11 protein-coding genes are annotated in these 12,724 nt (G+C 70.0%); 7 read left to right on the top strand and 4 right to left on the bottom strand.

Going from position 1 to position 12,724, the window contains the following annotated elements:
- Position 1 precedes the first annotated feature (1 nt).
- Together ACYVHU_RS23590 and ACYVHU_RS23585 are read right to left on the bottom strand one after the other, a co-directional pair.
- The gene (locus tag ACYVHU_RS23590; RefSeq protein WP_498949524.1) at positions 2 to 1,141 is read right to left on the bottom strand and encodes a beta-ketoacyl-[acyl-carrier-protein] synthase family protein; all 1,140 of its coding nucleotides are present in this window, start codon (positions 1,139 to 1,141) and stop codon (positions 2 to 4) included.
- A 5-nt stretch (positions 1,142 to 1,146) separates the two neighbouring features.
- Positions 1,147 to 1,521: an acyl carrier protein gene (locus ACYVHU_RS23585; RefSeq protein ID WP_159457298.1), complete on the bottom strand. Its 375-nt coding sequence runs from the start codon at positions 1,519 to 1,521 to the stop codon at positions 1,147 to 1,149.
- A gap of 687 nt (positions 1,522 to 2,208) precedes the next feature.
- On the opposite strand from ACYVHU_RS23585, the gene ACYVHU_RS23580 reads away from it, so the two are divergent.
- Genes ACYVHU_RS23580 through ACYVHU_RS23555 form a run of 6 tightly spaced genes read left to right on the top strand, consistent with a single transcriptional unit; the run spans position 2,209 to position 9,490 of the window.
- Complete coding sequence (locus ACYVHU_RS23580) at positions 2,209 to 3,237, top strand: NAD-dependent epimerase/dehydratase family protein (protein WP_078763672.1); 1,029 nt, start codon at positions 2,209 to 2,211, stop codon at positions 3,235 to 3,237.
- Positions 3,224 to 4,354, top strand: a complete 1,131-nt coding sequence (locus ACYVHU_RS23575) for a hypothetical protein (protein ID WP_078763673.1) — start codon at positions 3,224 to 3,226, stop codon at positions 4,352 to 4,354. The genes ACYVHU_RS23580 and ACYVHU_RS23575 overlap by 14 nt, the downstream gene beginning before the upstream one ends.
- Complete coding sequence (locus ACYVHU_RS23570; RefSeq protein WP_432940891.1) at positions 4,351 to 5,709, top strand: glucokinase; 1,359 nt, start codon at positions 4,351 to 4,353, stop codon at positions 5,707 to 5,709. The genes ACYVHU_RS23575 and ACYVHU_RS23570 overlap by 4 nt, the downstream gene beginning before the upstream one ends.
- On the top strand, positions 5,706 to 7,418 hold the full coding sequence (abc-f, locus tag ACYVHU_RS23565; RefSeq protein WP_078763675.1) for a ribosomal protection-like ABC-F family protein: 1,713 nt from the start codon (positions 5,706 to 5,708) through the stop codon (positions 7,416 to 7,418). The genes ACYVHU_RS23570 and abc-f overlap by 4 nt, the downstream gene beginning before the upstream one ends.
- A 30-nt stretch (positions 7,419 to 7,448) precedes the next feature.
- Positions 7,449 to 8,369 carry a hypothetical protein gene (locus ACYVHU_RS23560; RefSeq protein ID WP_498949523.1) on the top strand — a complete coding sequence of 307 codons (921 nt, stop codon included), beginning with the start codon at positions 7,449 to 7,451 and terminating at the stop codon, positions 8,367 to 8,369.
- Complete coding sequence (locus tag ACYVHU_RS23555; protein ID WP_159457299.1) at positions 8,366 to 9,490, top strand: glycosyltransferase family 4 protein; 1,125 nt, start codon at positions 8,366 to 8,368, stop codon at positions 9,488 to 9,490. The genes ACYVHU_RS23560 and ACYVHU_RS23555 overlap by 4 nt, the downstream gene beginning before the upstream one ends.
- A 1-nt stretch (position 9,491) precedes the next feature.
- Here the strand turns inward: ACYVHU_RS23555 and ACYVHU_RS23550 are convergent, their stop codons facing one another.
- A complete protein-coding gene (locus ACYVHU_RS23550; RefSeq protein WP_159457300.1) occupies positions 9,492 to 10,706 on the bottom strand; it encodes an acyltransferase domain-containing protein in 1,215 nt (404 codons plus the stop codon).
- Positions 10,707 to 10,898: 192 nt separating this feature from the next.
- On the opposite strand from ACYVHU_RS23550, the gene ACYVHU_RS23545 reads away from it, so the two are divergent.
- Positions 10,899 to 11,963, top strand: a complete 1,065-nt coding sequence (locus tag ACYVHU_RS23545) for a GDP-mannose 4,6-dehydratase (protein ID WP_432940899.1) — start codon at positions 10,899 to 10,901, stop codon at positions 11,961 to 11,963.
- A gap of 69 nt (positions 11,964 to 12,032) precedes the next feature.
- Here the strand turns inward: ACYVHU_RS23545 and ACYVHU_RS23540 are convergent, their stop codons facing one another.
- On the bottom strand, positions 12,033 to 12,722 hold the full coding sequence (locus tag ACYVHU_RS23540) for a methyltransferase (RefSeq protein ID WP_078763679.1): 690 nt from the start codon (positions 12,720 to 12,722) through the stop codon (positions 12,033 to 12,035).
- Positions 12,723 to 12,724: the final 2 nt, after the last annotated feature.

Raw genomic sequence — 12,724 nt, 5'->3', positions numbered from 1 at the left:
GTCAGGCACTCCTGAAGAGCAGGGCGACGTTGAGCCCGCCGAGACCGCAGGAGACGGACAGCGCGGCGCGCAACCGCGGCGCCGGCCGGGCCCCGTCGTGGTCCACCAGGTCGAGATCGGCGTAGGCGGGGTCGAGTGCGCCGGTGATCCGGGTCGGTGTGATGGCGTCCCGCTCCAGGCACAGCACGCAGATCAGCGCCTCGATCGCGCCCGCCGCCCCTTGGAGGTGCCACAGGACGGACTTGGAGCTCACGACGGGGATCTCGGCCGTGCGCGCGCCGAAGACCTCGCGCAGGGCCTCGATCTCCACCCGGTCCCCCTGCCGTGTTCCCGGGCCGTGGGCGTTGACCAGGTCGACCTCGTCGGGATCCATGCCCGCGTCGACGAGGGCCCTCTCGACGGCGACGCGGACGCCCGTGGCGCGGGGGGTGGCGAGGTGGTCGGTCATGTTGGTGACGCCGGCCCCGGCGAGGACCGCGTGGACGCGGGCTCCCCGCGCCTCGGCCGAATCGCGGCGCTCCAGGTGGAGGAGTCCCGCCCCCTCGGACACGCCGATACCGCGCCGGTCGCGGGTGAAGGGGCGGCAGCCGTGGGGGGACAGCGTGCGCAGGGAGTTCAGGCCGAGGAAGGCGGTCTCGGTCACGGCGTCGGCCCCGCCCGCCAGGACGGTGTCGGCGTCGCCCGCCCGCAGCATGTCCCTGCCCATGGAGATTCCCAGGGCGCCCGAGGCGGAGGCCGAGGCGACGGTGACGGCCTCGCCCGTCACCGAGAGGGCCTCGGCGCAGCGCGAGGCGAGGAGGCCGGGGAACAGTCCCTGTGTCCCGCCGTCCGTGGTGGTGGGCTCGGTGCTGCCCAGGACGACCGCGGTCCGGTGGGACGGTGGCGGTGCCGCCTCCCGGACCGCCTGGCGGGCGGCCCTGACGGCGAGCTCCAGGGTGCGGCCGGGGGAATCGGGGCGCTCGTCGGGTCCGGGCACGAAGCCCGCCCGGTGGAGGGAGGCGGTCGAGGTGTCGAAGTGCTCGATGTCGCGTATGCACGCCCTCTTCTCGCAGAGCCCCCGCCACAGGGAGTGGACGTCGGGCCCCGCGGGGGAGCAGGCGCCCCGGCCGGTGACGACCGTTTCGGTCGGATCCGCCGACATCGATGTCACCGTCCTCTCCGGGCCAGGGCCGCCCTGCGGAGCGCGTCGACGAGGGAGGCGAAGGTCGTCGCGGAGAACACCGAGTCGTCGGAGAGCGCGATGCCGTATCGGCGCTCCAGCCGGGACACCGCCCCGATCAGGACGACGGAGTCCACGCCGAGGTCGGCGAGCAGGTCGTCGTCGGATATGACGGGCGGTGGTTCGGACCCCATCTGGCGGGCGAGTGCCGCGCGGATCTCCTCGGACAGACGTGCCCAGGACGGACCGGCCTGGGCCGCCGGCTGCGAACCGTCCACGTGTCCGTCCGGGGAGGCCCGCTCGAAGACGGCGGCCCCCACGGACGCCACGTCCACCTCGTCTGAATCGCCCGGAGCGGCCACCGTGACTCTCCTTCGATCGGAAATCGACGGATCAGGATGCGCGAATGAACCGAATAGGTCGCTGACGAATCGTTTATTCAGCGACGGGCACCGGATGCCCCATCGGGGAAATCGTCTCCACGGAAGAACGTGACGTATATCGACGGAAATAAGCTGCCCGGGCCACAACCAAGCTACGTGCCACATTCCCCTCCGTCAACACCCGATTACCATCCTCTTCCATATTTGAAACACAACATAAAACAGGAAAATGGACACTTTGCCACTTATGCCAAGATGCACGACAAGAGAGACTGTCGTGCTAGAAGTCCTGCATCGTCCCCATTCACAAAGAAGGCAGCGCCGGGCCGTCCCCTGGACACCCACGGGAGACACCCCGCGAGAACGGCCACCCCGACCGCCGGCACGCGGGCCGGACGACCTCTCGGTCGAACATCACAACCTCAAAAATAATGGTTTCACCATATAAGAGCGCCGTACCGCACGAATCCATAAATAAGGGCATCGCGGAAGACGTACCGACCGTCCGGCGAAATTCCTCCATTGACCCGCCCGAACGACGGCCCATACAATTCCCGTGCGCCTCGATCGACCGAGACATCTCGCCGCGGCACGCTTTCACCATCACGTTCGAGCCGGCTTCGCCCCCAAGACCATGAACGACCGATTTCTACTGGACGGGTCTTCATGTCAACAGGAATCAAACGCGCGCTGGTCACCGGCGCCGGCGGTTTCATCGGCCATCATCTCGTCGCCCACCTGCGACGCAACGGATACTGGGTACGCGGCGTCGACCTCCACCTCCCCGAGTTCCGACCCACCGAAGCCGACGAGTTCCTCCTGCTCGACCTGCGGGAAAAGAGGAACGCCGAGAGAGCGACCTCCGACATCGACGAGGTGTATGCGCTGGCGGCGGACATGGGCGGGATGGGTTTCATCTCCGCCAACCACGCCACGATCATGTACAACAACTCGCTCATCGACTTCAACACCCTGGAGGCGGCGCGGCGGAACGGAGCCTCCCGGTTCTTCTACGCCTCCTCCGCCTGCGTCTACCCGTCCCACCTCCAAAGCTCGGCGGACGTCACGGGACTGCGCGAGGAGGTCTCCCACCCCGCCGACCCCGAGGACGGGTACGGCTGGGAGAAACTCCACATCGAGCACGCCTGCGCCTACTACCGGGAGGAGTTCGGCCTGGAGACCCGGGTCGCCCGGCTGCACAACGTCTACGGCCCCTACTCGACCTACGCCGGCGGCCGGGAGAAGGCGCCCGCGGCACTGGCGCGCAAGGCGGCGCTGGCCGCGCCCGGTGGCGAGATGGAGATCTGGGGGGACGGCCGGCAGACCCGTTCCTTCTGCTACGTCGACGACTGTGTCGAGGGGATCCGCCGGCTCACCGCGTCGGACTTCCCCGGTCCCGTCAACATCGGCACCGAGCACCTGATCGCCATCGACGACCTGGCCCGGATGCTGTTGTCGATCGCCGGCAAGGAGGACGTCCGCCTGGTCCACCGGCCCGGCCCCCAAGGGGTCCGCGGCCGTAACTCCGACAACACCCTGCTGCGCGAGAAGCTGCGCTGGGAACCGGCGACCCCCCTCTGGGAGGGGATGAGCGCCATGTACCACTGGATCGAGCGGGACATCGCCCGACGCGGCCGCGACGTGGCCGTCTCCTCGATCGTCCCCCGAGCCGAGGAGCCGCATGTCCGGCCGTGACATCTCGACCGCCGTCGTCGTGACCACGATCTCCGACGGCGGTTTCCTCGACCGCCTGGCGCCCGCCCTGCGGGACGCCGGCGCGCGGCTGATCGTGATCCCCGACCGCAACACCGGTCCCGCTCTTTTCGCCGCCTGCGAGCGCCATCGCCGCCTCGGCCTCGACGTGGTCTGTCCTTCCGTGGCGGAACAGCAGGATCTCCTGGAGCGACTGGCGGTTCCCGACCTCATCCCCTACCACTCCGACAACCGGCGCAACGTCGGCTACCTCATGGCCTGGATGGAGGGATTCGACGTCATCGTCTCGATGGACGACGACAACCTCCCCACCACCGACGACTTCGTCGAACGCCACCAGGTGGTGTGCCAGGGCCCGCGCACCCAACCGGTGACCGCCTCGTCGGACGGCTGGTTCAACAACTGCGCGTTGCTGGAGGTGGAGCCCACCGAGGTCTTCCCCCGTGGTTTCCCCTTCCACGCGCGTCCGGCCCACGCGCAGGCACGGACATCCGTCTGCGAGCGCCCCGCCGACGTGCGGATCAACGCGGGCCTGTGGCTCGGCGACCCCGACGTCGACGCGATCACCCGGCTCGCCGTGCGTCCCAACGCGCTCGCCCACTCCGGGGGCAGCGTGGTCCTGGCCGAGGGCACGTGGTGCCCGGTGAACTCGCAGAACACCGCCGTGCACCGAGACGCCCTGCCCGCCTATTACTTCCTGCGCATGGGCCAACCCGTGGACGGTGTGCCGATGGAGCGGTTCGGGGACATCTTCAGCGGCTACTTCGTCCAGGTGTGCGCCCAGCACCTCGGGCACGCGGTCCGCTTCGGCGACCCCGTCGTGGAGCATCCGCGCAACGAGCACGACCTCCTCGACGACCTGCACAAGGAGGTCCCCGCCGTCCGGCTCCTCGACGACATCCTCGACCACCTGCGCGACCACCCGCTGGAGGGGGGCGACTACCTCGAGACCTACGAGTCGCTCAGTTATGCCCTCCAGGAGATCGCCGAGCGGGTCAACGGTCGCGCGTGGTCGCCGGACGCGCGGGCCTTCCTTCACCGAAGCGCCCACCTGATGCGTTCCTGGACGGGGGCACTGCGCACGGTGGCGGGAACGTGAGGCGCGGACCGGCCCTCCACCCCGCACCGGCGGGCCCCTCTCCCGGGGAACGGCTGCGCTCACTCGGGCTCGCCGCATCGGCCGACCTGCACCACGGTCCCGGCCTCTACACGTCGCTGCGCGGCCACGTCACGGCCCTCGGCCCGCTCTCCGATGGGCCCTGCTGTCTCGGGATCGACGCGGGGGCCACGATGACCCGGGTCCAGTTGGGGACGTGCGCGCCGGACGGCCCCCGGCCCCTGCTGAAGATCCGTTACCTCACCGCCGACAGGCCGGAGGGGTTCTTGGAGCAGGTCGTGGAGATCACCACGGTCGTCCGCGCGTTGGACCTGGCGGAGCCCCGAGCGATACGCATAGGCATCGCGGGCCCCGTCTACGACTCCGGGCCCCTCCCCTCCGCGCAGATCACCAACCGGCCCGGCTGGTCGCTGACGGACTTCGCCGCCCGGCTGCGCGAGCTCACCGGCTGCCACGACACAGCGGTGGCCAACGACATGACCGTGGGAATGCGCTGGCTCCCGGGAGGTCCCTGGGAACGGCTGCTCCGTCCGTTGCTCAGGCCCCGCCCCGCCGCCTCTTCCCCGTCGAGCACCGGCAGGCTGGTGAAGTGCCAGGTCGGCACCGGACTCAACATCGCCATGCGCGCGGCCGAGGGCGGCGTGGAGGCCTTCGAGTACGGTCACCATCCCTTTCCCGCCACGGGCGAGGCCGACCGGAACCTGGTGCGGGCGCTCGCCGCGATCCACGGCCGGGAGATCGTCACCTTCGAAGACGTCCTCGGTGGCAGGGGGTTCGGGCCGCTCGTGCTCGCGCACGCGGCGTCGGCCACGCCCGAAAGCCGGTTCCTGTTGCCCGCGGACCTCCGTGATCTGCTGGACTCCGTCCCGCGCGCGCCCACCGCCGTGCCCCCCGTCCCCGGGATCACGCGCACCGTGCTCGCGCTCGACACCCGGATACGGGAACTGTCGTCCCGTTTCTCCCCCGACCCCACGCGCACGTCGCTCCTGGACGCCTACGCCGGTTTCGGCCTGTGGGCGCTCGGCGACTTCCTGCGTGGGGGCTTCTGGCCGGGGTTTCGCCCCATTCTGTCCGCCTATGGCCGCCACCTGGCGTTGTTCGTCCTGTCAGCGGCGCAGATAACCGCTTGCGACGACCTCTATGTTGGGGGCAGGCTGGTCATGGATCCCACGGTGCGGCAGGGCTTTCTCACGGCCTATCCACGACTGGCCGGTCAGTTCCCGCACGGCCGACGGCTCGTGGACCGCGTGGCGGTCCACGCCTTCGACGAACCCGACTACGAACACTTCCTGTTCCTGACGGCCGCCGAGAGCGTGCCGGCCCAGGAGCGGGGATGAACGGTGGAGGACCCGTGCCCCTCAACGACGCCCGTCACAGCACCGTCGTCGTCGAAGGCGTGAGCAAGAGCTTCGGCCCACGCACCGTGCTGAGCGGTGTCTCCTTCACGGCCGGGCCGGGGCAGCGGGTCGGGGTGGTGGGACGCAACGGGGTCGGCAAGACCACCCTGCTGCGCATCGTCGCCGGCCTGGAGACCCCGGACGAGGGGAGCGTGCGCCGCCACCCGCCCGAATCCAACGTCGGTTACCTGCCCCAGGAGATCACCCCGGTCCCCGGGGAGACCCTGCGCGGTTACCTGACCCGCAGCACCGGGGTGGCCGGCGCCGAGCGGGAGCTTCAGCGTCTCGCCGCCGGCCTGGCCGACGATCCGGGCCTGGCCGACGCCTACGCCACCCAGCTCGACCGCACGATGGCCCTGGGCGCCGGCGACTTCGACGCCCGCGCGGCAGCGACGGTCGAACGTGTCGGGCTGGGCGCCGACGCCCTCGACCAGGAGATGAGCGGGATGAGCGGCGGTCAGCTGGCGCGGGCCGCCCTGACCGCGATCCTGCTGTCCCGTTTCGACCTGCTGCTACTGGACGAGCCGACGAACAACCTCGACTTCGCCGGTCTGGAGCTGCTGGAGCGCTTCATCGAGGAGGTGCGCACGGGCATCATCGTGGTCTCCCACGACCGGGTCTTCCTGGAGCGCACCGTCACCCACGTCCTGGAGATCGACCACGGCTCACACGAGGCGGTGTTGTACAGCGGCGGGTGGGCCGCCTACCGGACCGAGCAGCACGAGGCCCGACAGCGCCAATACGAGAAGCACGACCTGTACGTCTCGGAGCGCAAGCGCATCGAGGCCATGATCCACCGCAAGCGCGAGTGGGCCCGTAAGGGGGCCGCCCGCGCCAAGAGCCGCGCCCCCGACAACAACAAGGCGGCGCGGCGCGGCAGGCAGGAGGGCGCCGAGAACCTCGCGGGCGGCAACCGGGCCCTGGAACGACGGCTGGAGCGCCTGGAAGCGGTCGAGGAGCCCTACAAGGGCTGGGAGCTCCGCTTCGGTTTCGGCGAATCCGAACGCAGCGGAGAGGTCGTCGCGCAGATGCGCGGCGTCGTGGTCGAACGCGGCCGCTACCGGCTCGGACCGATCGACCTGGACCTGCGTTGGCGTGACCGGGTCGGGCTGGTCGGACCGAACGGGTCCGGCAAGTCGACCCTGGTCTCCCTCCTGCTGGGGTGGATCACGCCGACCGCGGGCGAGGTCACGCTCGGCTCCAACGTCCACATCGGGCGTTTGGACCAGCACCGCGCCCTGCTGGAGGGCAAGGAGCGGCTCTTCGACGGTGTCCAGAGCATCACCGGCCTCGACCAGGAACAGACCCGTTCCCTGCTGGCGAAGTTCGACCTGGGCGCGATGATGGCCGAACGCAGTTTCGGTTCCCTGTCACCGGGCGAACGGACCCGGGCCGAGCTGGCTCTGCTGATGCACGAGCAGGTGAACTTCCTGGTCCTCGACGAACCGACCAACCACTTGGACCTCGTCGCGATCGAGCAGCTGGAACAGGCGCTGCCGATGTTCGGCGGGACGCTCCTCCTCGTGACCCACGACCGCCGGTTGCTCGACCGGACCCGGCTCAACCGCTACCTCCTCCTTGAGGAGGAGAGGGAGGGTCCCCTGCGGCGCGCGCGGATACGCGAGTCCTTCACACACGCAGCGGATTGAACGGGGCGGGCGCCGATGGACCTGGTGTGGTTGGGTGACGACGTGTCCTCGGGCTCCCTCGCCGCGCCGGGGTGGGTGCTGGCACGGGGGCTCGCCGAGCGTGGGCACCGGGTGTCCTGGATCCTGCGCGACGATCGGTGCGCGCCCCGCAGCGTCGACGGGGTGCGGCTGTGTCCCTTCCCCTATGACGAGCGGGAGTGGCCGCCCGGCGAAGGGCTCTACTGGGGGCTGGTCCGCCTGCTCGGCCGTGAGGTGCCGGTCGACACGCTGATCGTCGATGGCGGGCGGGGCCTTCGCGCCGTGGCCCGGCGGGCGGTGGCCGCCCGCGGTCTGGAGGTCCGGGTGCGCTCCGCCCGCTCGATGTGGGAGCGAGACGGACAAGACCCGCCCCCCTTCCCCGTTCCGCTCCCCCCTCACTCCCCCGCCCCCGCGGCCGGGGCGTGCGACGGGGAGGGACCGATCCGGGTCGTCGCCGGCGCGTTGGGCTCCCCGGCCGACCTCGTGGACCTCGCCCTCCCGGTCCTCCACGCGCTCGCCGAGGCGCGGATCCGCCCGGTGGAGCTGCGTTTCGCCGTGTTGAACGGGCGCGACGCGCTGTGGGAGGGGGCCGCCGCGCTGAGCGGGTCACCGGGCTTTCGCGGAACGGTCCCGCTGTGGGGGCGGGGGTTCGACGAAGGGGGCCTGTGGCGGCTTCTCGCCGAAAGCGACCGCTACCTCTCGCTGACCCGTGGGTTCGACATGGCGGCCGGCGCCGCGGCGCTCCACGGGACCGCGGTGGTCGCTCCTCGGGACGCGCCTTGTCCCGCCGCAGCCCGCTTCGACGGCCCCCATGACCTGGCCCGGTCGCTCACCGAGCCGCTCCTGCCCTCCGATCCGGCCGCCGTCGAGCGCCTTCGGACGAGACACGCGGGCGCCGCCGTCCTGGACGCCTGGGAGAAGGGGCTGTGGTGACCGGAATCAACCTGCGGGCCAATCCCTATGGGCGCGGCAGCCTCGCCCACATCGCCCGGAAGACCGCCCAGGCCCTGGTCCGTATCGGAGCCGACGTCGCCCTGGAGAACCTGCGTCCGCACGTTGACGCGGGTCCGCACGTCGACGCGGACACCGGCGAGGAACTCCGCCGGCTGGGCGCGTTGGCGCTGGATCCGGCCTCCTACTGCCATGTGCGGATCGCCGAACCGCAGGAGGAGGAGCGCCATCTGATCGGGCGTCTGTTCGACGCCGTCCCCTACGGCCGCAACGTCTGGTGGTGGCCGGTGGACAGTTCCGTGTTCGGGGGGATCGCACCGGATCTGCTTCTCGACCACCTCGACGCGCTGTGGACCTCCTCCGAGCACTCCCGCCGTTCCTTCGTCGCGGCCGGGCTGCCCGCCGACTTCGTCCGGGTCGTACCGCACGGGGTCGACGTGCGGGCCTTTCACCCGGACGGGCCCTCCGTCCTCCTGCCCACCCCCGCGACCTTCCGGTTCCTGACGGTGGCCGACAGCGGGTTTTGGCACCGCAAGGCCCTGGACCTGCTGTTGACGGCCTACCACGCGGCGTTCAGCGCGGACGACGACGTCTGTCTGGTGCTGCACCTCCGGCGGCGGCCCGGCCCCAGCCGGGTCGAGGCCCTCCTCGCGGAGCTCGCCGACCGGCATCCGGCTCCTCCCCCGGTGCTGCTCGACTACGAGCCCCGGCTCGATCTGGCTCCGTTGTACCGGGCCTGCGACGTCTACCTGCAACCCAGCCGGGGCGAGGCGTTCGGACTGGGCATCTTGGAGGCGATGGCCTGTGGACTGCCCCCGGTGGTGACCGACTGGGGCGGCCAGCTCGACTTCGCCACCCCCGATACCGCGTGGCGGGTGGCCTACCGGCTGGTGCCGGCCATCCCGGTCACCCCCGACCGGGGCCTGTGGGCGGAGGCCGACCTGGCCGACCTCACCGCCGTCCTGCGCCGGGCACGCGAGGACGACGCCGAACGGGAGCGCAAGCGGATCGCCGGGGTGGCGATGGCGCGGCACTGGTCCTGGGAGCGTGCCGCGCGCATCGCGTTGGCGGAGGCGGGACGCCTCCAGGAGCGGGAACGGTGACTCACGTGGCCCCCGGCCCTGCGCGGAGGTCGAGCAGGACTCGGCGATCGGCGCCTGTGACGCCATGACAGTAGAGTTCGGCCACCGCGCGAAGCAGGGCGGACCGCTCCCCCATCCCCCGCCGTCCCGTCACCACCACTTTCGCGTGGTCGGTCCCTGCCGCGCGGATGTTGCCCTGTAGGGGGACCCGAAGCACCGGGTGGGGTCCGATCTCCACGAACATCCGGACCCCCTCGTCGAGGAGGGCGGCGACGACCGGGGCGAACCGGACGGGTTCACGAAGGTTACGAGCCCAGTAGCACGGGTCGGCCCACGGCGCGACGGCCGGGTCCGGATCGACGGTGGAGACCCATCGCAGACGTGGGGCGCGCGGCCGGACGTCCCTGAGACATCCCCGCAGCTCATCGAGCACGCCCTCGACGGCGGGACTGTGCGAGGCCGCGTCGATCCGGACCCAGCGGCAGCGGAGCCCTTCGGGCTCCCAGCGCTCGACGAGCCGGCGCAGCGCGTCGGCGTCGCCGGTCAGTACCGACTCGCCCGGTGAGGAGAGGGCCGCGATGGACACCGCCCCGGCCGATTCGGCGCAGGCGCGCTCCGTGGTGGCGGTGTCGCCCCGGGCGACGAGCATCCGACCACCCGCGGGGGTCGCGGCGAGCAGCCTGGAGCGGTGGTACATCACCCGGACCGCGTCGGACAGGGTGAGGGCGCCGGCCACGTGAGCCGCGGCGATCTCGCCCATGCTGTACCCGACCACCAGATCGGGCCGCAGCCCGTGCGTGAGAAGTGTCCGCGCGATGGCCACCTGGACGGCGAAGATGAGCGGCTGGACGACGGCGAGGTCGTCCACCGGGCGTTCACGCGCCTCCCGCAACATCTGCACCAGGCCGAAACCGGATTCGGCGCGGAAGAGGGAGTCGATCCGGGCGAGCGTCTCCGCTCCGGCGGGGATGCTGTCGACGAGGTCGCTTCCCATGCCCGCCCATTGGCCGCCATGCCCGCCAAAGCACCAGGCGACCGGGGAGTCCGCGTAGGCCGCTCGCCCGCTGGCCCAGGACCGGTCGGGCACCCCTTCGAGGAAGAGGCGCAGCCCTTTGAGCATCCCCGGGGGATCTGATCCGAGGACCGCGAGCCGGTGCGCGAGCTCCTCCACGTCCCGTTGCCTCGCCTTCTCACCGGCAAAGGCCCGATCGCCTTCTTCCAGAAGTTCTCCGGCCATTGCCGTTATCTCTTCCCGGGTATCGGATGAGAGCAGAATAAGCCTCTCCGAGAAGGCGTGGACAGCTTTCGCCATTACTTCAGTCCCATCGTCGGTGAACGCCTGATCGAAATGTACCCGCCACCACCCCCTGCCATTCTCCGAAAGGAGGGGTTACACTGTCCGGGTACACCTGGATTTCCTAGGTTCACCGTGCATGACGCATTTAAGGGGGATCCCCTGAGTAAGCGCGCACTGATTACCGGAATTACCGGGCAGGACGGTTCATATCTGGCAGAGCACCTACTGGGCGAGGGTTACCGGGTATGGGGTCTGGTCCGTGGACAGGATTCGCCGAGGAAGCCGTGGATCCGCCCCCTGCTCAAGGACATCGGCCTGGTCCAGGGAGACCTTCTGGACCAGAAGAGCCTGACCACGGCCATCGACCAGGTACAACCCGACGAGGTCTACAACCTGGGGGCGATCTCCTACGTCCCCCTCTCCTGGAAGCAACCCCAGATCACCGCCGAGGTGACCGGCCTTGGCGTGCTACGGCTCCTTGAGGCCATGAGAACGGTTCTGGGTGCCACCGGAAACGGTCCCCGCCACCAGGATATGAGGTTCTACCAGGCGTCCTCATCGGAAATGTTTGGAAAAGTACGCGAAGAACCCCAGAACGAATTGACCGGGTTCCATCCGCGTAGCCCCTATGCCGTCGCGAAGACCTACGGACATTACATCACGCAGAATTATCGCGAGTCATTCGGCATGCATTGCGTGTCCGGAATCCTCTTCAACCACGAGTCTCCCAGACGCGGCCCCGAATTCGTCACCCGGAAGATCACTCTGGGGGTCGCCAGAATCAAATTGGGGCTGGACGACCACCTCCGTCTGGGAAACCTCGAAGCGCGGCGCGACTGGGGGTTCGCGGGAGACTACGTGCGCGCCATGCACCTCATGGTGCGCTCGGACACGCCCAAGGACTATGTCATCGGCACCGGGCGCACCCATTCCGTGCGGGACGTCGTGGAGACCGCCTTCGCTGCGGCCGGACTCGATTGGCGCGCACACGTGCTGGTCGACCAGGACCTGATCCGGCCGGCCGAGGTCGACACGCTCCGCGCTGACTCGACGCTGGCCCGGCGGGAACTGGGCTGGCAGGCGCGGGTCGGTTTCGAAGAGCTGGTGCGGATGATGGTCGAGTCAGACCTCAGGTCGGTCGCCCAGGCCAAGTCGGGGTCGCCCGACGTCGAGGGGCTGTTCGGCGCCGTGTCATGACCCGTGGGCCGTACCGTCTCCTTCGGGGCCGCGGGCGAGACGGTACGGCTTCGGCGAGAGGCCATCGATCTAGGCCTCTAGGAGTTCGAGCAACCAGTACTCCATGACGCGGTGGACTTCGATGCGCCGGATCCTGCGCAGCAGCCGAAGGCGGCGTCCCGCGTCCCCGGCCAGCCGTTCCAGCAGCGCGCCGTCGGCGAGGTCGGCCGTACCGATGAGGACCCTGCCCCCGGGGGCGAGGTGGTCGTGGGCCTCGGCGATGAAACGCGCCTGGGCCCGGTAACCGGGGTCGAACACCGCGCTGTGCAGCCGGGAGGACATGGAGAAGTCGTTGGGAACCCACGTCCACGGCACGTTCCAGAAGACGAGGTCGAAGCGTTCCCGGGGCGCCAACGCCGCGAACAGGTCGCTGTGCAGGCTGCGGACCCGGCTCTCGACACCGTGTAACCGGGCGTTGTCCTCGGTATTGGCGACCGCCTCGGTGTTGATGTCCAGCGCGGTCACCGAAGCGACGCCCCTCAACGCGGCCGTCACCGAGATGACCCCGCTCCCGGACCCCACTTCGAGGAACGATCCGCCGACAGGGTAGGGAAGGGCCGACGCCATGACCTCCGTGGCCGCGGTGACGGTGCCGGGGAACACCCCCCGGCGCAGGGTCCACTCCCTTCCGAGCAGGGTGAAGGTATCGGGAAACCCCTCGGTGTTGATGGCGCGTTCGAGCGTCTCCTCGGCGAGGCGTAGAGGTTCCTTGGTGGCCATGG

The organism is Marinactinospora endophytica (genome assembly GCF_054780875.1).
The sequence above is the reverse complement of the archived record's forward strand: the minus strand, read 5'-3'. Positions and strand labels throughout refer to the sequence as shown.

Coding starts and splice junctions, on each gene's coding strand:
- ACYVHU_RS23590 (WP_498949524.1), bottom strand. CDS start 1,141: ATGTCGGCGGATCCGACCGAAACGGTCGTCACCGGCCGGGGCGCCTGC.
- ACYVHU_RS23580 (WP_078763672.1), top strand. CDS start 2,209: ATGTCAACAGGAATCAAACGCGCGCTGGTCACCGGCGCCGGCGGTTTC.
- ACYVHU_RS23575 (WP_078763673.1), top strand. CDS start 3,224: ATGTCCGGCCGTGACATCTCGACCGCCGTCGTCGTGACCACGATCTCC.
- abc-f (WP_078763675.1), top strand. CDS start 5,706: ATGAACGGTGGAGGACCCGTGCCCCTCAACGACGCCCGTCACAGCACC.
- ACYVHU_RS23550 (WP_159457300.1), bottom strand. CDS start 10,706: ATGGCCGGAGAACTTCTGGAAGAAGGCGATCGGGCCTTTGCCGGTGAG.
- ACYVHU_RS23540 (WP_078763679.1), bottom strand. CDS start 12,722: ATGGCCACCAAGGAACCTCTACGCCTCGCCGAGGAGACGCTCGAACGC.